The 20312-nt window shown below is 50.8% G+C and carries 18 protein-coding genes and 1 pseudogene; 2 read left to right on the top strand and 17 right to left on the bottom strand.

Annotation, left to right across the window (positions count from 1 at the left end; genetic code table 11):
* The 5 genes from DU481_RS05730 to DU481_RS05710 form a co-directional block, all read right to left on the bottom strand.
* On the bottom strand, nt 1-1043 hold a 1043-nt coding region (locus tag DU481_RS05730; RefSeq protein ID WP_502889916.1), incomplete at its 3' end, for a VirB4 family type IV secretion/conjugal transfer ATPase.
* Nucleotides 1040-1297 carry a conjugal transfer protein TrbD gene (locus DU481_RS05725; protein ID WP_258192991.1) on the bottom strand — a complete coding sequence of 86 codons (258 nt, stop codon included), beginning with the start codon at nt 1295-1297 and terminating at the stop codon, nt 1040-1042. The genes DU481_RS05730 and DU481_RS05725, both read right to left, overlap by 4 nt.
* Nucleotides 1258-1752 carry a TrbC/VirB2 family protein gene (locus tag DU481_RS05720; RefSeq protein ID WP_350133275.1) on the bottom strand — a complete coding sequence of 165 codons (495 nt, stop codon included), beginning with the start codon at nt 1750-1752 and terminating at the stop codon, nt 1258-1260. The genes DU481_RS05725 and DU481_RS05720 overlap by 40 nt, the downstream gene beginning before the upstream one ends.
* 21 nt (nt 1753-1773) lie before the next feature.
* Complete coding sequence (gene trbB / locus DU481_RS05715) at nt 1774-2739, bottom strand: P-type conjugative transfer ATPase TrbB (RefSeq protein WP_350133274.1); 966 nt, start codon at nt 2737-2739, stop codon at nt 1774-1776.
* An 89-nt stretch (nt 2740-2828) separates the two neighbouring features.
* A complete protein-coding gene (locus DU481_RS05710; RefSeq protein ID WP_090321015.1) occupies nt 2829-3200 on the bottom strand; it encodes a helix-turn-helix domain-containing protein in 372 nt (123 codons plus the stop codon).
* A gap of 527 nt (nt 3201-3727) precedes the next feature.
* On the opposite strand from DU481_RS05710, the gene DU481_RS05705 reads away from it, so the two are divergent.
* Nucleotides 3728-4783 carry a ParB/RepB/Spo0J family partition protein gene (locus DU481_RS05705; protein ID WP_350133273.1) on the top strand — a complete coding sequence of 352 codons (1056 nt, stop codon included), beginning with the start codon at nt 3728-3730 and terminating at the stop codon, nt 4781-4783.
* 37 nt (nt 4784-4820) lie between these two features.
* Nucleotides 4821-5192 (top strand): KfrB domain-containing protein, encoded by a 372-nt coding sequence (locus DU481_RS05700; protein ID WP_350133272.1) that lies wholly within the window; start codon nt 4821-4823, stop codon nt 5190-5192.
* Between the two features lie 157 nt (nt 5193-5349).
* Here the strand turns inward: DU481_RS05700 and DU481_RS05695 are convergent.
* From DU481_RS05695 to DU481_RS05640, 12 genes and pseudogenes are all read right to left on the bottom strand, one after another.
* Nucleotides 5350-5625, bottom strand: a pseudogene (locus DU481_RS05695) (IS3 family transposase); the annotation flags it as partial.
* Between the two features lie 32 nt (nt 5626-5657).
* A complete protein-coding gene (locus tag DU481_RS15565) occupies nt 5658-5978 on the bottom strand; it encodes a ubiquitination-like system serine protease family protein (protein WP_107803149.1) in 321 nt (106 codons plus the stop codon).
* Between the two features lie 17 nt (nt 5979-5995).
* On the bottom strand, nt 5996-7393 hold the full coding sequence (locus DU481_RS05685; protein WP_107803129.1) for a ThiF family adenylyltransferase: 1398 nt from the start codon (nt 7391-7393) through the stop codon (nt 5996-5998).
* Nucleotides 7390-8523, bottom strand: coding sequence for a multiubiquitin domain-containing protein (locus DU481_RS05680; RefSeq protein ID WP_107803128.1), 1134 nt, complete (start codon nt 8521-8523; stop codon nt 7390-7392). The genes DU481_RS05685 and DU481_RS05680 overlap by 4 nt, the downstream gene beginning before the upstream one ends.
* A gap of 88 nt (nt 8524-8611) precedes the next feature.
* Entirely contained in the window at nt 8612-12034 is a 3423-nt protein-coding gene (locus DU481_RS05675; RefSeq protein ID WP_350133271.1) for a UvrD-helicase domain-containing protein, read from the bottom strand.
* A gap of 3 nt (nt 12035-12037) precedes the next feature.
* Nucleotides 12038-12631: a hypothetical protein gene (locus DU481_RS05670; protein WP_107803126.1), complete on the bottom strand. Its 594-nt coding sequence runs from the start codon at nt 12629-12631 to the stop codon at nt 12038-12040.
* Entirely contained in the window at nt 12628-13413 is a 786-nt protein-coding gene (locus DU481_RS05665; protein ID WP_350133270.1) for an RNA polymerase sigma factor, read from the bottom strand. The genes DU481_RS05670 and DU481_RS05665 overlap by 4 nt, the downstream gene beginning before the upstream one ends.
* Before the next feature lie 62 nt (nt 13414-13475).
* Nucleotides 13476-15695, bottom strand: coding sequence for a S8 family peptidase (locus DU481_RS05660; RefSeq protein WP_350133269.1), 2220 nt, complete (start codon nt 15693-15695; stop codon nt 13476-13478).
* Nucleotides 15692-16861, bottom strand: a complete 1170-nt coding sequence (locus tag DU481_RS05655; RefSeq protein WP_350133268.1) for an AAA family ATPase — start codon at nt 16859-16861, stop codon at nt 15692-15694. Before DU481_RS05655 ends, DU481_RS05660 begins: the two co-directional genes overlap by 4 nt.
* A 691-nt stretch (nt 16862-17552) precedes the next feature.
* Nucleotides 17553-18803, bottom strand: a complete 1251-nt coding sequence (locus DU481_RS05650; protein ID WP_107803122.1) for a type II toxin-antitoxin system HipA family toxin — start codon at nt 18801-18803, stop codon at nt 17553-17555.
* Nucleotides 18800-19102, bottom strand: coding sequence for a helix-turn-helix transcriptional regulator (locus DU481_RS05645; RefSeq protein ID WP_350133267.1), 303 nt, complete (start codon nt 19100-19102; stop codon nt 18800-18802). Before DU481_RS05645 ends, DU481_RS05650 begins: the two co-directional genes overlap by 4 nt.
* A 76-nt stretch (nt 19103-19178) precedes the next feature.
* Nucleotides 19179-20294, bottom strand: a complete 1116-nt coding sequence (locus tag DU481_RS05640; protein WP_350133266.1) for a JAB domain-containing protein — start codon at nt 20292-20294, stop codon at nt 19179-19181.
* Between the last annotated feature and the right edge of the window lie 18 nt (nt 20295-20312).

Here is a 20312-nt window from a genome sequence, read left to right as displayed (position 1 = left end):
TCGATGTTGCTACTTTGCAGATTAAACACCTGGTCAAAGAAGCCACGGATTTTTTGTTTCCAGCGTCTGCGGAATTTCTCCAGATGATTGACTGCTTCATGCGTATCCATAAAGATAAACCGCGATGACCAGCGGTATACTCCTGGCAACTCTGACAATAGATTCAACATGCCGGGTGAAGATTCGAGCGGAAAACCCTCAATCGATACCACTTGGACGAAATTACGGCCAATTTTAGGTACGACTCCACCCCACATTTCCTGGCCGCCGAGCAGCGTATCCAAATACATGGGATTGGCAGGCAAAACCATCGGATGATCCAGGCCGGTCACGCACAATTGCAGCCACTGCAAGAAATCATCATGGGTGATGGTGGTATTATCTTCATTGACCAGCTTGCGGCTTTTTAAACGCGACAGATAAAATACGCTGGATAACCGCGATTCAAAGCTGGCACATTCGCGCTGGAAATATTCCAGCAAGCCTTGTGTTCTGGCTTTTTGATCCGGTGCTTGGGCCTCATCATCAAACATCAATTCTACAAACTTGCGCTGCGCCAGCATTGGCGGCAAGTAGGTGAGTGATACGATAAAGCAACTCTCATACATTTTGCCGATACACTCGAACAGATTGCGCCGCTCCTCGTCAATGGCAGCGGTCACGGGATCGGGATAATTGGAGTGCGCTTTCTCTGAATAACCTTGCGCGGGTTTTCTGATGGCATCCACATGAATCATCCAGCCATTGCCTAATCGAGATAAAGCCTGGTTAATTCGAAACGACACCCGTTCACGCTCAATGTCGGTACTGCTGGCCGTATCATCGCCGCTAAATACCCAGGCGGCCATCAATGAACCGTTCTTGCCCACAATCACCCCATCTTCAACCACCGCCGCATACACCAGCAGATCAGCAAAGCCCATTTCTTTGGATCGATGTTGATCCAGTCTTAGTTCTTTGCCGGCATCACGGATACGGATAAACAGTATCAGAAGCAGCACAGCACCACACATTGCGATAAGAATTGCGATGGCGGAAATCATGAGTGCTGTTTCTCCTGCTGGCGGGTATTGTCATAAAAAGGAGTGCTGCGCGCCGGATAGTATTTTTTGTATTGCGTTTGGCGCAGGTACACATGGCGCAGTTGCGGATCATTTTTAGCCATCAGTCGTAGCGCAAACAGTGCAAAGATCCACAGTGCTATGCCGAAAAGTGTGGCCTTAATTTCCATAGCCACAAAAATCGAAGTGGCTGCAATCAGGATAGAAAACATAACCAGCTCCCGGTCGCCCCCCATAAACAGGTTAGGACGGTTACCCGATTGACGGATAGGTATGGTTCGAAGCGCCATGAGTTTGCCTCCTGTTTCTGTGAATTAAGGGTTGTTATCTGGTCTTGGGATATTTCACCCGGAATAACCGCGCCCTGGAACAAATTGGTCATGATGTTGTTGGCACCCACGAGTAATGCCATGACCAGCACGATAAAAATCAATGTGCGGAAAAAAGCATTAAGTTCGCCACCGAAGATCAGAATACCACCTGCAACTACAATGCCGACAATGGATAGCGTAAAAGCAACGGGGCCGGTGACGGAATTTCTGAGATTAACCAGCCAGGTTTCATAAGGAAGCGCGCCACCTGCACCAACAGCGGCTTGTGCGTCATCGGTTGAAAACAACAGCGCAAACAACAAAGCAATTGAGAAGAAACAAACGAATGGAGAGATATCCTTGATATGAATCAGTTTCATAGATTGGCTCCTATGGGTGATTTACAGCTTCTTGATTTGGTAACTTCCTCTTTTAAAACCTTGTACTTCGATAATCTGTTGGATCTTTCTGCCGTTGGGTGTGCGCGTGATATGCACGACCATATCAACCGCCTCTGCGATCAATGGCATAATTTCTTTCGGCGCCGAAGGATTACGTGAGATCAGGGATTCCAGACGTGTGAGTCCGGACATCGCATCATTGGCGTGTAAAGTTGCAGCCCCTCCTTCATGGCCAGTGTTCCAGGCATCGAGCAAATCCAGTGCTTCCGCTCCTCTGACTTCGCCCACCAGAATGCGATCCGGGCGCATGCGCAAGGTTGTTTTTAACAGCTGTGTCATGTCAACATCGAGCGTGGTGTGATACTGAACAAAATTCTGGGCAGCGCATTGAATCTCGCCGGTATCTTCTAATATAAAGATGCGCTCATCCGGGTCACTGCGAACCATTTCATTGATGATAGCGTTAATCAAAGTGGTCTTGCCTGATCCGGTGCCACCTATGACCAAAATGTTGCGGTGCTGGAGCACGGCATCTTTTATGACATCAGAGTGTCTGGACGATAGCACACCAGTTTCTACATACTGCTCAAGGGTAAAAATCTTGATGGCTTTTTTACGGATGGCAAATGTGGGGGATGAAACAATGGGGGGTAGCTGACCGGCAAAGCGCGAATTATCGAGCGGGAATTCGCCTTCGATCATCGGGTTGAATCGATTGATTTCCTTGCCGTGGAAACCTGCTACCGTTTTGATGACCGCTTCAACCTGGGCAGATTGGATATTTCCGACATGTTGGATCTTTTGACCCAGCTTCTCCTGCCAGATACGACCATCGGCATTGACCATGATTTCAACCGTCTCAGGATCTTGCAATGCGGACAGTATTTCCCGTGCATCTCGCTCCAGCTTGCTCTTGGCGCGATCTTTAACTGTTGTGATGTGAGGTAATTGACCTTGCAGCGTCATGCGAATACTCCAACAACTTACACATGACATTACAATATAACGTAATTATATTTTGTGCAATACTTTTTTACTGCTTTTTATTACTTTGTTTATTTCTTACTTTTATTTTTTAATAAAAACGCCCTGTTCTTTTTATCCCATTGCTCAACCTGATACGCCTCAAATTCACTCAGAACGCCCCCTTTCCAGACGAAGCCTTTAGGCAAATGCTTTAGCTTTCGATTGGTTAATGCTTCAAGATCAGCCGAGCTCATATCCGAACTATCCAATAGCATTGGCAGTGGAGTCTCAAGTGCTTCTGCGATTGCCTCTATAATTCTGAGTGATGGATTGGCTTTATCATTGGTCAGATCAGTAAAAAAAGAGATGGAAACTCCCGCCCTCTCTGCCAATTCTGATTTGGTCATATCCCTTTCATCAAGGATACGCAAAATATTTGTGATTAAGATTAAATTGTACATATAATAGCCCTGTCATTTTTAGGGTTTAAGCAGCTTAACTAATCAGCACCATTGTTTTGCAGTAATATTGCTGCTATTTTAATTCAAAATAAAAATATAAATTCATTAATTCAATGGAGGGCTAAATAATAGTTTCGTTATATACATATTCCATAGATAATTATTAATAGTAGGCTTAAAATAGAAATTTAAACTTTAAATTTATCACATCATTGATTTATATCAATATACTTAATATTAATAGCTACCTTAGAATAATATGAATAGAGGATGGATGAGTAACTGATGGAACATCTGGAGAATCTGAAAACGTTTGCGGTTTTCTGATACGAGAGATTAAGCATTCAATAATAAACTGAACAAGAAGAACAAAAACACAGAAAGTGCAAAGACGACTTTTTGCGCGGTTTTATTTTTTAATGATTGCATCCATAGTTCTTGGCTTTCTAATCATAGATTGGTGGAATTATTTAATCCAAATAAATATTTCTGCCTGGTATAACGAGCGCAAGTTAGGCCAAGATAAAATGACAGAAAGAAAAAAGGAAAATAAAAAAGGGCTTGCTGCACCTATCGGTGCAACAGAAATTGACATCACGCTGATCAGCGAAGATATCCATCAACCTCGGAAGGAATTTAATCAGGAAACGTTACGAGAATTAACGGAGACGATTAAATTACGTGGAGTAAAATCACCGATATCGGTACGCCCCAATCCGGATAAACCGGGAACCTACATTATTAATCATGGCGCAAGACGTTATCGTGCCAGCATTAATGCCGGATTAACAAAGATTCCAGCATTCATTGACACCGATTACAGTGAAGCAGATCAGGTAATCGAGAATCTGCAAAGAGATGATTTAACCTCCAGAGAGATTGCTGACTTTATTGGGCGACAACTTGCAGGCGGCAAAACCAAGTCTGAAATTGCCAGGCTGATTGGCAAAACCAATCCTTATATCACCATGCATGCCGCACTTCTTGATTTGCCTGATCCTTTAGGTGAAGTGTACCGGTCAGGCCGCTGCACCGATGTCACAGCACTCTATGATTTAACAAGGCTCTATAAAGCCAATAAAGAGGAAGTAATCACTTGGCTGGCACTCAGTACGCAAGAAGAAATATCTCGATTGGATGTATACCAATTCAGTCAATTCTTAAAGCTGAAAAAAACGCCCCCGTCTAATTCTGCGGATGATCAAGCATCCAATGCTGAAAGCAAATCGAATACCACCTCAGCTAGTTACAACGATCAAAAAAAAGGTGACTCGCCTTCATTGCTGGACTCTATTTACAATCTGATTAAAAAAGACAAACGCAAACCACAGGATTTAATGCGTGATCTATCTAACGATAATAAAGAGTTACTAAAAACCAAGATTGGTGATTATTTTGAGCAAGGCAGAAATTGCCCAAATATCGTTCAGTTCACCATCAAAGCGCTGCAGGATGGCAGCTTCTCAGCCAAGGGGAGCGGCGCACTGCAATTGATTGCTTTTTTGCATGGCATGGAAAGATCAGAGTCTTTCGATCTCATGAGAATACTGGAAGAAATTGCCGGACAACAGGAAGCGGGATAATTTTGACTTGCTATCAGTGCTACACAACTAATTTGAAATGATGACACCCCAAAAGCTACGAATGATTGTAATGAATGGACAAAAGATTCTACAAACTCAAAACAATAATGAATGGGAAACGATGGGCACTATCAAGAAGGTTGATGAAGGTATCAAGCCGGGTGTTTACAACATTTATTTAGCTAAAACACCTGTTGATAAAAATCGGTATGAAGGGCAAATCATTCATGTTGATAAAGACAATGCTGTGTTCTATCAGCAGGTCAAAAAGGATTTTATTGTGCACCAATTAAATTCTGTTGATGGTAAACCAGTTGCTGGCAAAGATGTGGCTATTACGTATGATGGGGAAAAAGCTACATTAACCCTAATAGATACGCCTAAGAATAAAAGAATATTAAAAATTTAATTGGGTAAATTTTGCCGAACAATATGGAGGATTTACCAGTTAGCAGCATTGAGTTTTGCATCAGGGGCTCCATGAAAATCAGCCTAATTTATGATGAGGTTTGCTGTCAAAACTGGAGTCCATTCGTTTAAGCAGCGGCTAGATTTGCATAGTATCGCTACGTAAATTGTGCTGGCGACAGATAGCCTAATCTTTCTTGCTTACGCTGCCTGTTATGGAAGATCGATATATTCGGTAATCTCCTGAATAGCTTGTTGCCGTGTTTTGAATCTCCGATGAGGCAACCAGTTCGGTTTTAAGTATCCCCCCAGAAGCTTTCCATCGGAGCATTATCATAGCAATCACCTTTACGGCTCATGGAAGCGATCATGCCAAATTGTTGTAACAGATTCTGGTAATCATACGCACAGTATTGGCCACCCCGAACATAATGTGTCCGTTCTAAGGGGGCAACTCCAATCCCATTCAGCACCAATGAATACGGCCTCCGCGAATCCAAAAATGAGAACGACAGCCCTTCTTTAGCCAAACCGACGGAGTAAGCGTGGGCCTGCCCTTGGCATCAATCGACACATCCCATCGCGGCTTCGCCTCGGCAATGATTAGGAGCTCAATCACCTGACCACAGCCGCACGGACAACGCATGCCTACACACCAGTCTTCTCCATCATCTCGTGCGAGAACAAGATCCTGTCTGGGTAGTTGAGGAGGCAGACTATCGCCCTCAATGATGCGCAGTCTCCGGCACGGACCGAACCGAGCCCATAAGTGACGCCACCACCGCATTATCTTTTTCGATATTATCATCGCATGGGCGCCTTGAGTGCCGGCAAGCCCAGCAGTGGTTCGGTATCGCCTCGCGCGAGGAGTCGATTCGGTGCTCGCTTGAATACATCTTCGGCAAAGTATTCTTCTTCACAGGCCGCCAGACTGAACTGCGTGCGAGCATAGAGACGGTTGGACTCCAATCGGAAGGGAAAGGCGCGCGATATAAATTCATTCACGCAGGACGATGCCGCACGCATATTAAGCGTAATCACCGCTGGAGCTTCCTCGACCATCCCGTTGAGATACCCGGCGTCGAGTTCTTGTTGGTACGCATCAGGAACCACCTTCCGAAGATACTCACCGCGGAGGCTCTCAGGTGTGTACACACCACGGTCCTGCAGGGTTGAGCCACCGGGCTGGATATAGTCGATACGGCCACATACATCGGCGATTGCGATTGCGAACGCATCGCCTTTTTTGCGCACGGGAATGACGACGCCGACGTCAAACAACGGCAGAAGGAACGCTGCCGCGATCAGGTCTGCTATTTGTCGGGCTTCGAGGGTATCGACACAACAGAAAACAACATCGGATTGAGCAGCCGCGAGCACTGCATCCCGTGTTGTGATCGACGCAGGTACGGGGATGGCCACGCCTTCGCCGCGATAGGCTGTCACAGCTTCGGCAAAAGCTTCAACCTTTAGGCGGTTCGTGTCGGCGTCGGCGCGTTTCGAGTTTAGGATACGGTTGAGATTTTTCCATTCGAGATGGTCGTAATCGATTACGAAAACACGTCCAAATCCAAGACGGGCGAGTTGCTCACCTGTAACCGAACCCGTCCCGGATGCACCAATCACCGAGGCCGAAAGTCGGCCAAGTTCGGCAGTCATTCCACTGGTAAAGGCGACAGGCCGATCCTCGGGGCCGTTAAAGTCGGCTTTGTCATCCCACCAGTAGCACAGATCATCGCCTGCGACCGTCACAAGATCGACTGCGCGTGCCTGGAGGCTTGGATCATATAGTCGTGCGCGTATCGCGCCGTCAGGGGTCATGATGGCCGAGCCATGCAGGGACCCGAACGCGTGGAACAAGCTGGGAATGACCTTACGATCGCTCTCGTCGTCTGCGTCGGAGAATCCAAACAGTCCACCGGGATGCGAATGGATGAGAATCATCACAGAGGTTGTCGACTCGGCTATGTCGATAGCCTGTTCGAGGTATTCGCCCGGCCACGTGATGGCATCGAACTCCCGACGCTTACAGGCGGCATATGGAATAAAAACGATATCTCGAACCAGAAAGCGCTGCCGCGAGCCTGGTGTACGGGTGCAGATTAAGATGGCGGCTGCTTCCAGATCGTCTCCTGGAAACAGGTGCTGCTTCGTCTGTGCATGAAGGGCACCACTAAAAGCCAAAGTGGTCTCGGGAATCATTCATCAACCTCCTTGGCGAGGGCAGCATCTACCAGTGCGATCTGAGTCATCACGTTGTCAGTATTAGCATTCCAAGGTGCCGCAGGGCCGCGATTGCGAGACCAGCCGTGATATTCGACGCCGAGTAGCACACCTCGAAGCTGGGTGCTCGCGATGACGCGACCGGACGACAATGCAAGCGGCGGATAAGCGTAGAAACCGTAGATTTGCGCGCCGGGATAGGTGGGAGGAACTTCCAAAGCTATTTTGCTGTGGGAAACGGTATAGCCGACCGGCAACGGATAGTCATGGAGGAGAAGCCAGCGGCGCTCGGCCTCGACGAGTGTTTCCCACTTCAGACCAAGGCGATTGAGATGCGCCTCGTCAATGTCGAGTAGAGCGAACGCACGGCAAGGTATAACTGGCGCTTCGCCGTTGTTGACGTCTTTCGGTGTGAGTCGCAGCTTCTCAATACCTGGCGTGCGTAGGTCAATCACGGTGGTGAGTTCGACTGGTTGTTTTTGCTGACCGACGATTTTGAGAAAAATATGCCAGCCCTGGTCGGGGTTGAACCCGGCTTCAACCAGCGCCTCTCGCACCACAATGGTCGGTGCGAAAAGCTCCAGCACGACGCCCTGGATATTCAGTTTCCAGGTGAGTTTGCGGCTGATAAAGGACTCGACACCAGCAGCGTCGAGGTCGATGAGGTCTTGATCGTCAACTTGGCGATCCGGTTGATCCTGCCGCTCGAAGTAGATCACCTTGTCAGCCGGCACTTGGCCAAGCTTACGCAACAGTCCTCCCGAAACGATGCGGCAAGGCCAATCGAAACGATGACCGTCGATTGTCAATCGGTAAGCGCGATCGCTCTCGACGATGATGAAGCGTCCCTCCTCCCTACGCAGGTCCACCGCCTCGTTGGGACGAACGTCTTCCAGATCGCCGGTTGTCAGAACTTGCAGCACGCTGACTCCATCGATCGACTTGAAGCCAGCGACGATAGCGAGCTGTGCGCCGGTTGGAGTGAGGTCATCGATACTAAACTGACGATAGGTTAAGGTTTGATCGGCGACGTTGATGGTACGGCAAATTGCCGCACCAACATCATCGGCAGGAATCCGGCCATCGCCGGTAGAAGTAGTAGTTTGCATGTGATTTCCTTTCTGTTGGCCCTGCGGGATTGCAGATTTCTGGCCTTCAGTTGGTTAATCGCAGCACATTTCAGAACCGGAAAGCTATCTACAAATTTTTTATAGTGACGGCACCGTCCGGCAGCTCACCACAGATGAAGAAACTAGGGCAGCGCGGACACGCCCGCGCTTCTGCCTTCAACGGGAAATCACCTGAGCGGACGCTCTGCACAATGTTCTGAACTTTCTGACGTCGGGTCTCAAGCTTCCTTGCCGAAATCGACATCGACTCTGTCGTCTCGCTGGTCAAATATGTTACTTCAACCTGCGTCTGCCCGCCGTAGGCTTGCACGGCAGCGAGATGGAGAATCGTGTATTCGATATCGTCAAAAGCTTTCAATCGCGGCTTGCCGGTCTTGACCCGCCCCACCACAATCTGCCCTCGATCACCTCGAGCCACGCTATCCGGCTTGACGAGGATATCGCCCTCGGCCCAACCCAGTGAGAGCGGCGCGACCGGAGAGCGGATTCCATTGCTTCGGGTTTCGATAAGGTAGTCGACCAGGCGGCGACCGATGCGGCGGTAGTCTTCTGCGTAGCCATGATCTGCCGGACCCTTGGCTTGCCACGCTTCTTCAAAGCGCAAACTAAGTTCGGATTCGCTCGGAGTTGTCGTCTCGTGAACGGTCTTTAGCCAATCGAACACGTCGCTGACTACGTTATGCATCTTCATGAAAGCTGTTTCCGTGCGACGCCCGCCGAGCTTGAGTATGTGCGTGTACAGAAACCGACGAGGGCATCGCTCAAACAGGTTCACTTGGTTCTCGGTCCAGACTGGCTTTTCCTCCCAAGTAATTCCGACGGTAGTTGCCGGTCTCGCCGCTCGGTTCCGCTGCGCAGGATTGGCGGGATGGACAAGTAGGTGATTGATCGACGGAATGAATCTTGAAGGATTGCGTACCTTGCCGTCGGCCTGAACCGATGATGCATAGAGAAAAAGCCGATCCCGGGCACGTGACAGCGCGACGAAGAACAGGCATTCCTCTTCCTCGTCGTGCCCTGCCTTTACCGCCTCTAATCCAGTCATTCCCTGGGAACCGTGAATCAACCCGTCCGGCGGTACGCAGCGTGGCGCCATGTTGTTGCGTGGCAAACCGGAGGTCACCATGCCGGGGATATGCACGATGTCGAATTCGAGACCTTTGCTGCCATGGATGGTCATTAGCCGTACCGCATCAATGCTTTCAGCAACTCCCGGCAGTTGTCGCAAGCCGCGATCTTCTGACAGCAGGACCAGTCGGCGAATGCGATCGAGCAGGCGTACACTGGGAATGCCAGCCTCCGATGACTGGCTGCGACAGAAGTTGAGGAACTGCCACAACGCCAAACCCTTCATTCGACTTTGCGGGTCGCGCGCCAAATGCAAAGTCTTCGCCAGTTCGAGCCGATCGATCACCCACGTGGTCAGGATCGTCCAAGGGTTGCCCATCGGGTTCAGTCCAGAAAAAAGGTCGGCTACACGTGACAACGCAGCTTGGCTTTCTGCCGCAAGACTCGGCAGCTTCTCACCAGCCTGCCTCCAGTAGAGAGCAGCAGCTTTGCTCTCTCTGAGATGCTCGATGATTTGCATGACCTCTTGTAACGGCATCTCGTGCGCCGACATAGTGGCGGCCCTCACCAGTCCGACTGCATGCGGGTCCGTCAACATCGAAAGCAATGCAAGCAGGTCTTTGATCTCTGGACGCTCAAAGAGGCTGCCCAGGTGCAGCACCGGAATGCCTCTGGCCTCAAGGCCTTCAGCGATTTCACTCAGGCGGGCATTGGATGCACAAAGTAGCGCCTGCTTGCGGTACGGAATTCCTGCCTTCTGCTGCGCTTGGATCACGGCAGCAACTGCAGAAATTTCATCCTCAGTTGATCTGGCCACCCGAAATTCTGGTCGGACATTCAAGACGCCACGATCAGCCATCAGTTGCAGCGGCAAAGCATCCGCCGATGCCTTCATCGTGCCGGAGAATGCTGTAAAAACCTCGATGACCTCTCGTCCCGAGCGATAGTTAACTCCCAACTGACGCATCTGCGCGTCTGGGAAATCCACAGCGAACTGCGCCATGTTGGTGGCCGATGCGCCACGAAACCGATAGATGGATTGGCGCGCATCTCCCACAACCCAAAGATTCCGGCCGTCTCCCACGATGGCTCTCAACAAACGCACCGAAGCACGGTTGACGTCCTGATACTCATCGACGAGGACATGCTGGTGTCGCACCTTCAGCGCCACTCTTACTTCGGCGTCGGTTTCAACCAGACGCACCGGTAGCGCAACTAAATCACCAAAATCGATCAATTGCTTCGCTGCCATTAGTCGTTCATAGGTTTCGAACAGTAACGCGACCTCCAGACATTTCTCCGCACGCATGGTTGCGTCTTCATCATGACCCGCGTTATCTGCCATTACCTGTGCCAAAGTTCGATATCCCACCGCATCGATGACCTCGTCCTTGGCGCGCGATATCGCCTGGAGCATGTCACTGAGATCGAGTGCCGGATCCCACAGGTTGCGATAGTGACGAAGCGGAAGCCGTGGCATCTCATCTTCGAGCAACCCGATTGCTTCCGACCGATCGACCAGACGTGGATCAGAGGGCAGTCCCAACTTATCATGAAAGCGGCGAACAATATCCAAACCGAACGCATGGAACGTGCCGATCCACATCGCTGCGGCAGCAGTGGGGTTGCTCGCGGCCAGTCGCTCGCTCAGTTCATTGGCTGCTTTGTTGGAGAATGTGAGGACGAGAATAGATACGGGGTCCACACCTTCGGCAAGCAAGCTCTCGATACGACGCACAAGCGTTCGCGTTTTACCAGTGCCAGGTCCGGCTTGCAACTGAAACGCACCATTGCGATGTTCTGCTGCCGCAATCTGAGTTGAGTCGGGGACCAACGCTTCGGCAGGAACGGCGAATGACTCGGTCGAAGAATCCTCTGGCAGCAACAGCGCATCCAGAAGTTGTTGCTGAACCACCTGCAGCGGCACACCGAGGCGTGTGGCAATGTCTGCCGAAGAACATCCATCGCACACATGTAGATGTCGGACCACCGAACGTGGTAGTAGGAGTTCACGGGCAAAGAGATCCATCCGGATTTCCCGCCGCTCCCGCGCGCCATAGTCGAGCACCTTTTCAATGCCGACCGGTGCATCCTCGACAGAGCGTTCTGGTTCGACTTGCTCTGTCACAACGTCTTGCGTGCCGCCCTCCACCACAACATGCCCGAGTTCATGGGCAATGAGAAAAGCACGGTCGAATTCGGACCCCGTGTCTTCGTACAGAATGATTCCCGCCTGACTGTCGAAGGCCGCGCGCCCCCCTTTCAGTTGGGAGTCACCTGACGGTAAGGCATACACATCTAACTCTCTTCGAACCGCTTCCCGTCGGACAAAATCGAGCAATCTCCACGGATCATCACCTGCTGCGACCGCCGCTTGATGAATGCGCTCTGCTTCTCGACGAGCGGCCTCGGTCGCGTCCATGACCTAGCCCTGTAGTGCCTTGAGGGCTTCCAGTTGAGCTGGCGTGAGTTGAGACATCTCAATCGCTTCTGTAAAAGAAATCTGTTCAGTGACCGCCGGCTTCACGGCTGATCGAAAGCTATGGCCGGACACTATTGCTGGCGGACTTTGCAGATAGCTCATAACAGATTCTGCGGTCGCGCCCAATTCGGCTGCGAGTCCCTCAACAAAGCATCCCGGTATAGTTGCTGCGACGATCGCCCGATCACGTAGGCGTGCTAGCAGCAGGGGGGTGATATTGAGTTTTTTTGCGAGCGATCTGAAAGCGGTTGGATTTAGCGTGGCAAACGGGTTTGTGACCACCACGTCGTCGGATTGCCCGACGACAGTTTGGAACCGCTGCCAAGCCCGATCTACGGCGCCTCCTGAGACAACTGTGATCTCGTCACTACGAGTTGCATCCACCATCAATTCAATCGAGCAGGCGACGAGTGCTTTCGCATGCTCCGGGTACTCCCTCAGGTATTTCTCCAACGTCTTGTGGTTGTGCGTCGGTTCAACGGCAAAAGCCAGAAGAACCTCTTCCTCACTGGGTTTTGAGTATTGTTCGACAGTCATTGTGCATTTTCCTCTTGAAGAATGGCCTTGAGCGCCTTGCAGGCGCGATCGTGGCGGTTGCGAACCGTCCTTTCGTCGCACTGCAGAATGCGTGCAATGGTCATAATGTCTTTATCCTTGGAATCAATCTGAAAACCTTGTAGTCGTAGCCCGATGACCTGCTTTTGATCATCTGGCAAACGGTCAATCGCGGCAGTTAGCTCCAACCGGAAAGCCGGATCGTCAAGTTTTTCAGGATCACCACCTAGAAAGTCAGCAGCAGCGGCCTCCACCTCGGCCGAAATCTCCAAGCCATCCTCTTCATCCGTGCCCAAAGGCACCGTGTCTACTGCCGACGGACCAATCCGGCGCAAAGCGGACGTACGGAAAGCCGCGAATGCTTTGCCGAAGCGGATTTCATAGAAATCCAGCAGACCAGTGCATCCTTTACAGTCTTTGGCGATTTGTTCCGCGAATTGATCCATGATCTCTTCCCGAATGCCTCGGGCACCAGCCATGCATGAATCAGAGACAACTAAGCACAGCGACTGCTCGATCCGTTTCATAAGAATGCGGAATATCTTTTCAAAATCCCCCTGCTTTCCGTCTGTCCAAGCTCTTCGCAGAAAGTGGATCAGTGCCTCCGACGGCACATGCCCGATGCTCTTCCTGGACTGCGTCGCAAATTGTCTGAGTCGCTCTGCGACCTCAATCGTTTCCAGCTTTTTAAGCCACGCTTCAATCTCGGGAGGACGCTCATACGAGGTACCGTCCCTCTTTCTCTGTTTAAGGGGTTCCGGCATTCGTTGTCTCCGTTACAGGTAGCTCAATCGATAATGAAAGGGTCAACATCGTGCCCACCGATCTACCGGACACGGATCGGCAGCGACACTTGCGGCTGAATTGGCACCAGCGTTTTCGCGTAGGCACGCAAGATTTCGTTATAGAGGTCGGCATGCTTAGGGGCTTCGACGGTGATGATCAGCGCATACCGGATCTTCTCGGCGCCGGTGGCTCGACCGCCTGCTTCACGTGCGTTGTAGTGGATATCAAAGACCGGATTTTTGAGGGTGCTGCCGCGCATATTCTTCGCGCTGTGCAAGACTGTTTCCCACTTGCCCATGTCGGAGCGCCGTTCTTCTTCCGTCGCATACTTCTTCATATCGAAGAAGCTTTTGGTATCGGCGTTGGCCTTACCGTCCTTGATTTTCTCGTCGCTGGGACGGAATACGACCTCCAGGCCCGCACGCGTGTACGCGGCTGCGTCCTGCGGATCGGTCGGTGAGGCATAGCAGAAGGTTGCCTTGAGGCGGATGCTGCCATTTAGGCCACGGACGGGCAACGGCAACGAGGCGCGCAGGTATTTACCCGGCTTCAGTTCTCCCTGGTAGACCACGCGTGCTACGCCCTCTGGACAAGTGATGATGCTCATTAAGTCCTCAGGCACCTTGCCCCAGCCCACTTCAAGCTTGTCGTGCGTCGCGGTGTCTGCCGCGTGGACCAACAGCGCCTTAATCGCCAGCGGCGACAATTCCGCGCCTAGGATGGATCGAATACCGACCGCACTGCGTAGCAGGTACGGGGAAGCAAAGCTGGTACCCAACTGGGGCGAAAGTGCCGCTTTCTTGCCTGGAGAAAGTACGTGGAAGTAGTTATCAGCATTACCACCAAAGGCCATCAGGTCCGGTTTGACGACTCCTGGGCTGCGACCGGGGCCTACCGCGCTGTACGGCGCGCGCGCCCAGTCCGCCTCGGTATCGTTGGCAGCACCGACCGCCAGTGCGTTGACACAGTCCGAAGGCACCTGCACGCGTGCATTACCGGAGGCGCGGTCCATCTGGCCATTGTTGCCGATGGACACGGTCATCAAGGTGTCGCCGTCGCTCAGCAGATCGTCAATGACCGACGTCCAAGCGTGTACATCGGTATCCTCGATCGGCAAATTCGGGCCGAGACTAAGATTAATGAACTGGTACTGCCGTGAGAGCAGAACCTGTTCGATGAAGCCCAAGGTCCGGTACAACTCCAGTGAATCTTCCGTGCCGGCGTCCTTGTCGAGCACACGCAAATGATCGACATAAGCAAAGGGACGGGCGGCAGTGCCGTTCGGCTGAATGGGACCGAACAGGAATGCGGAGCTGACGGCAAGGCCATGTTCCAAACCTGCCGGATCGTCCTGCGCGTCTTCGTCCAGGACGCGGTACGAGCGGAGCCACGGGCCAATCGCATGCTGTTTGGGCAAGCCACCATCAAGAATGGCGACCTTGGGCTCGGACGATAGCGGCTGCTCGGCCGGCAGGTTGCAGCTGACCGACACCTCGCCTGTGCGATGTACGGGCCGCATGCCACGCAGCTTGGGCACCGGGCGGATGATGCGCACGAACACGAATTCGGCAAGCCGTTCGATGTCGTCATGCTTACCTTCGACCGGCACGAACCACAGGTTGCCCGCTGTAAAGCTGAGGTTGCTGTGAACCTTAACGCTCACCTCCTTAGCATATTTCACGAAGGCTTGCTGGACGAACATGCGGCTTTCATCAGGCAGCAAATGGATGCCCACCTCGAAGAAGCGATCCCTGGTGCTGCCATAGTCGGCAATGCGGTCATGGGGTGTGAATACGGAGAATTGCTCAATGTGTGTCAGGTCCAGCGCCTCATCAGATTCGAGCTCGATCTGTTGGGTCCAGTCAGTGAGATGGCGAAACACTTGGCGTTTGCCGGCGACGAACAATTCGGTCGTCGTGCATTCCTGCGGCGCTCCCTTCTTGGTCCAGCCGTCGGGCGTCACCTTCACGGTACGACTACCGACCGACTCCAAGCCGACCGTGCGCAACATCGCAACCGGAAAAAACGACCGAGCGATGTAGCTGGGATTTATCATCAGCCGGGCAACACCGAAGTCACCGGGGCAGGCATGTGCAGGTAAGGCATCGAGCGCGGTCGCAGTCGCTGAGAACTGAGGTGTTAACCGCTGCAAGGCTTGCGCAAGGGTATAGACCACTGCCTTGCCCGGCATGCGTTTTGGTCCCTTGATGTCGTGGGTCAGCAGTTCGCCGCGCCCGATCAGAAAATTGGTTTGACTCATGCGTCAGGCTTTCTTTTTGAGGGTTTCTTGGCGATGGGCGGTTGCTCGCTCGTGTACTTTCGGATGGTGTCGCGGCTCACTCCGGTGATGTCGGAGATCGTGTGCTGCGAAAGACGAGTCTGCTTGGCTAGCAACACCGCCAGATCAATACGCCCCTGACGCTCCAGGACGAGTGCGCGTGATTTGACGAATTCTTCGATCAGGTCGGCGTCCGAGGCAGTACTCAACGCGACGGCACGTCGGAAACGCTGAAGATCCCGTTCAATGTCGCTGAATGACTCACCATTGAAAACGAAGGCCAGAATATCGATCCAGCGCCCGAACAGCGCATAGTCCTGGCCCAGAAAGCGCTTAATCGCCTGTTTGACGGCCGGCATTGCGGGCGCCTTGAAATTGATCACAAGATCGAAGCGTCTCCACAACGCAGGATCGATCAGCTCTGCATGATTGGTAGCAGCCAGCAGCAAGCCCGTGGCAGGCCACTCATCGACCTCCTGCAGGATGACGGTAACCAACCGCTTCAACTCGCCGATATCGGCATCGTCGCTGCGGCGCTTGGCGATGGCGTCGATCTCATCCAGCAGCAATACGCAAGGGTCACGTTTCGAGAAATCAAGTGCGGCACGCAGGTTGCTTCCACTGCGTCCGAGCAGGCTGCTCATGACGGCAGTTAGATCCAGCACATATAGCGGCACACCCAATTGCGAGGCTAACCAACGCGCCGTGAGCGTTTTGCCGACACCTGGCGGCCCCACAAAAATGGCGGATCGTGTTGGGCTTAGGCCCATTGATGCCAGACGCTCCGTTTGACGGCGCTCTTGGATCAGTTGGCTCAAGGTTTCTTCGAGGTCAAGCGAGAGAAGGGGCTGCTCGCGACTGGGTTCGTCCTTGAAAACCTTCAGCAGTGACAATCTCGATTCGTCGTCGACCGGCAAAGTCTGCGTCGGTAACACTGGTTGTGCGGCGGCCTTACGCAAAGGAGTGCTTGAGCGAGGCGCCTTCGCACGTAGATACAGATCCATCTGTTCAGCCAGCTCAGGATCGGTATTGCGATACTTGCGCACGAGCCGGGCGACGAACAGCCGCACGTCCTCGGTCTGCTCCGCGAGTGCAAGCCTGATTAACTGGGCTAAATCAGATTGAATTTCATTAATTTCGTCCAACATTTTTTTAAAAAATTGATATTAATTGAATTTTTATTTTTTAAAGTGGAATAGATTCATTTTCTCACGTTTTTGCTGAGATGTGAAGAACAACGCGTGCGATGTCAAGCGGCGTGCAACAGCTGCAATCAATGCTGATGTTGCATTGCAAACGAATACCGGCCTTGCCCTGGTAATTCGTACATCTTAACGCGCTTATTGTGCGGTCTTTTTCAACTGTGCCAGAAGCCAGTTTGCTCAAACTTCATTGAACTGATGTAATTCAGTGTCGAACTAAGCATCATTTGTTCTTACGTGCTAATCAACGCTCAAAATTTACCACTCTCAGCATGAAGTGGTTTCCATGAACTGGTCAGCAGCGAATAAAGCACCCCGCCGCAAGCAGCGAGGTATTAAAAGTGCTCTTCAGACTGCTGGTTTTCAACCAGCCTTCGCCCCAAGGGGCGAGGAATTAAACCCGGAAGAGATTAAAATCGGTCGGGGGTGCCAGGGTTTCCATTTTCCGCTTTTGATGGAATTCAGTCGTGCCCAACCGCCATTCGGAAATTTGCCGATGACTTCATCCTTGCGTCTACCCCACGTTATCCAGGTAACATTGCCATCTCGTAGCCGCACTGGCAAGTGTGCATCCGGTTGCGGGAAATATATCTTTTCGCCCTAATATTCAATACCGCCGCACATAATAACCAGGCCATTAGTTGCTGCGTGAACGTGAAATTGTTTTTGTGGCCATTGAAATTAGCCGTTGACTAGCTTCATGCTCAAAGGATGGCGACATACGTTTGATTTCGTCGCTGCGCAATTGATGACGCTTTGCGGTCAGCTGCCAATCACCCAGACTTTTTCCAATCTTTTGTAATGCCAAGTCGGCTACTGATTGATTTAATGCAAAGTATTCTGCCAGCTCCAGGCAGGTATCTAATGATGGTTTAACGCTTTGGTTAAACGCCAGTTGGTGCACTCGTTGGGTAAAAGGCTGAGGGGTTGGGTTTAAATCATAGGCAGGTGCCAGCCGCCATCCCTGGGAAACACGCAGAAAACCATGATTGCGTAGATGATCATCAATATTACCGGTCATGGCGTTAAATGTCATGCGCCGCCATAATTCCAGGCGGTCTTGTGCAGGCTGTGCAGATTCACGATTAATTGCATCCGCTATTTCCAGATAACTCGCACCTTCCTTGGTATCTTCATTGCGTCCTAATAGTGTCATGGCCGACATAAAAGGGGTACGCAGTGTTTTCTCACGATCGAATCGCTTGACTAGCAAAACCGGCGAATCACTCTTCGCATTTAAAACCTTGAATGCTGTTACCTCAATTCCGGCTTGTTGTGCAAGATCCAGCATAACGGCTTCCCATAAACTGATTCGTTCGGTATCGTTCTGTGAAGCAAACTTGGCTATCCAGAGTTCACCGGCATCTTCAATCGCCGCTTTAGGCCGCGCTCCGCCAAGCGATGAGCCAGGCTGCGCAAGGATGGCAAGATCAGCGGCCGTTTCGATACCGCTCTCAAAATGCCTGGCTGCGGTTTCAAGTTGACGCATATGAATCAGCTTTGGGATATTCGTATGTTCTGCAAGAAACACGTCAGGCGCATGATTGTGGCTTAAACGAAGTCCACCCATGCGCATGTAATCACTGACGCCCAACATATAGTCACTGTCACTTAAAAAGATACCGGTTGCGCGTGTCTGAACCAACCTGCCCCAACGATCCGGCGAAATATCCTGGAAGGCACCCCATAAGTGGTTGTTCAAATACGGCATATCAACCAGTAAAGGGAGTTCTGGATCAATGGCAAAGCGATTGGGGTGTTTGATCCAGGAGCGTTCATAGATAAAGCGGTAATTTTCCCTGCCACGGCTTTTATGAATTTCCAGGTGACCAATGCGATGCAATTGTCCTTGCCAATCTAATGAGATAAGCAGGTGCGTATCATTCATCTAGAAACCCTGATTCGTTTGGGTAGTTTCTCATCCATCAGATCCAGACCGAGAGAATCATGGGTACGATCCATGAGCATTTCGAGTTCATCGGCTTTACCGAGGATATATAGCGCCATCGTGTAATTGCCCATACTGGTATTTGGTTCGCCGCGTTCAATTTTTGCAACTGTTACTCGTGTCACGCCCATGCGCTCAGCCATCAATTGCACAGTAATTCTCCGGCGCTTTCTAGCGTCACGAATATCACTACCGAGTTTCTTCAGGATTTGCTCAACACGAAATGATCTGACAGACATAATGAATACTATAGTACACATGTAATGATATAAAGATCATTACAGTATACTATAGATATCAAATACCGAATAACTGTCAGCGTATACGACTTTTGCCTTTGCCCAATCCGCCATCTTCCTTCACAAAGGTTCTGGGTTTCCTAAAAATGGCGCTTATTTCACTGGATATCGACGCAAAAAACCCTTCTTCCCGCAATGAGCGATAATCAGAGCCCTCTACGGTTAGCACATCTTTTAATATGCCAACTTCACAGGCTTTAGAAAATACCGGGTGCCTGTAATCATTGGCATTCGTGATGGCAAATACCGTATTGACGCCGGAGTTGCGTGCAAAATTTTGTAGTCGCGCCAGAAGTAGATTTTGAGGACGATTCAGTACAGATAGGGGTAACTCACTTAACGACAAAACAAATCCTGCTGCACTGATGCCTATCAGGTTAAAAAACTGATCTCTTTTTTTTAAAGCATGGCCTATCTTTGCCAGATCCTCCGGTGAGGCTATTTTCTCCAAGAGCAATTCATGACTTTTATAGTGGTTATTCTGATAACCGCCTGCCTGATCACCCATCCAATCCACAAAATCGACATGACCGTCTTTATCAATGACACTGTATTGACTGGTATTAATAACCACATGGCCTTTGAAACTCGGAACAAATGATGCGATTATTTCTGTGAGTCTGACATCCTGACTCGATGGCGTAGCATGACCCGATGGATGATTATGCAACAACCAGTAACCATCGGCTTTAACATGTCGCCTGGTCTTTTCTACCAAAATGCCCAGATCATGTTTGGCATGTCCAATCTTTTCCAGATAGACTGCACCCGGCAATCTTGAACTCACAGCAGTATGATGAACAATACGATTCATACGGGTATAGAAGATTCTCAGCGTCTCATAACGCGGGTCGCGTAATATTTGTGCCATTATTGCCAGATCATGGCCTGACTTGATGGGCTGATTCAGGAAGGTGATTCCTCCTTTTTCTCGGAAGTCTTTCGGGAAATCACAACCCAGTAAGGTGCCACCTGCCCATCGAGCATGAGCTTCAAGCAGTTCTGTATAGGCACCTCTTCCTGCTTCTTTTTGCTTTTCGGTAGTACCGGGACGAGTTTCAATGTTTTCATAAAGATCACCTTCATCAGTATTGGATGGGGTTCCTAGAATCTTCAGCCTATTATCGCGCATAATGACACCTCTTTATGT

It is taken from the genome of Nitrosomonas sp., from assembly GCF_040240425.1.
In the GTDB taxonomy this organism is placed as follows: domain Bacteria; phylum Pseudomonadota; class Gammaproteobacteria; order Burkholderiales; family Nitrosomonadaceae; genus Nitrosomonas.
Note: the sequence above shows the minus strand (reverse complement) of the source record. Positions and strands in the feature narration are given on the sequence as shown.

What these genes read in the sequence shown, in the direction of transcription:
- DU481_RS05640 (WP_350133266.1), bottom strand. Translation starts at nt 20,294, where the DNA reads ATGCGCGATAATAGGCTGAAGATTCTAGGAACCCCATCCAATACTGAT.
- DU481_RS05705 (WP_350133273.1), top strand. Translation starts at nt 3,728, where the DNA reads ATGACAGAAAGAAAAAAGGAAAATAAAAAAGGGCTTGCTGCACCTATC.
- DU481_RS15565 (WP_107803149.1), bottom strand. Translation starts at nt 5,978, where the DNA reads ATGCGGTGGTGGCGTCACTTATGGGCTCGGTTCGGTCCGTGCCGGAGA.
- DU481_RS05710 (WP_090321015.1), bottom strand. Translation starts at nt 3,200, where the DNA reads ATGTACAATTTAATCTTAATCACAAATATTTTGCGTATCCTTGATGAA.
- DU481_RS05725 (WP_258192991.1), bottom strand. Translation starts at nt 1,297, where the DNA reads ATGGGGGGCGACCGGGAGCTGGTTATGTTTTCTATCCTGATTGCAGCC.
- DU481_RS05700 (WP_350133272.1), top strand. Translation starts at nt 4,821, where the DNA reads ATGATGACACCCCAAAAGCTACGAATGATTGTAATGAATGGACAAAAG.
- DU481_RS05645 (WP_350133267.1), bottom strand. Translation starts at nt 19,102, where the DNA reads ATGTCTGTCAGATCATTTCGTGTTGAGCAAATCCTGAAGAAACTCGGT.
- DU481_RS05685 (WP_107803129.1), bottom strand. Translation starts at nt 7,393, where the DNA reads ATGATTCCCGAGACCACTTTGGCTTTTAGTGGTGCCCTTCATGCACAG.
- DU481_RS05660 (WP_350133269.1), bottom strand. Translation starts at nt 15,695, where the DNA reads ATGAGTCAAACCAATTTTCTGATCGGGCGCGGCGAACTGCTGACCCAC.
- DU481_RS05655 (WP_350133268.1), bottom strand. Translation starts at nt 16,861, where the DNA reads ATGTTGGACGAAATTAATGAAATTCAATCTGATTTAGCCCAGTTAATC.
- DU481_RS05670 (WP_107803126.1), bottom strand. Translation starts at nt 12,631, where the DNA reads ATGACTGTCGAACAATACTCAAAACCCAGTGAGGAAGAGGTTCTTCTG.
- DU481_RS05650 (WP_107803122.1), bottom strand. Translation starts at nt 18,803, where the DNA reads ATGAATGATACGCACCTGCTTATCTCATTAGATTGGCAAGGACAATTG.
- DU481_RS05675 (WP_350133271.1), bottom strand. Translation starts at nt 12,034, where the DNA reads ATGGACGCGACCGAGGCCGCTCGTCGAGAAGCAGAGCGCATTCATCAA.
- DU481_RS05720 (WP_350133275.1), bottom strand. Translation starts at nt 1,752, where the DNA reads ATGAAACTGATTCATATCAAGGATATCTCTCCATTCGTTTGTTTCTTC.
- trbB (WP_350133274.1), bottom strand. Translation starts at nt 2,739, where the DNA reads ATGACGCTGCAAGGTCAATTACCTCACATCACAACAGTTAAAGATCGC.
- DU481_RS05680 (WP_107803128.1), bottom strand. Translation starts at nt 8,523, where the DNA reads ATGCAAACTACTACTTCTACCGGCGATGGCCGGATTCCTGCCGATGAT.
- DU481_RS05665 (WP_350133270.1), bottom strand. Translation starts at nt 13,413, where the DNA reads ATGCCGGAACCCCTTAAACAGAGAAAGAGGGACGGTACCTCGTATGAG.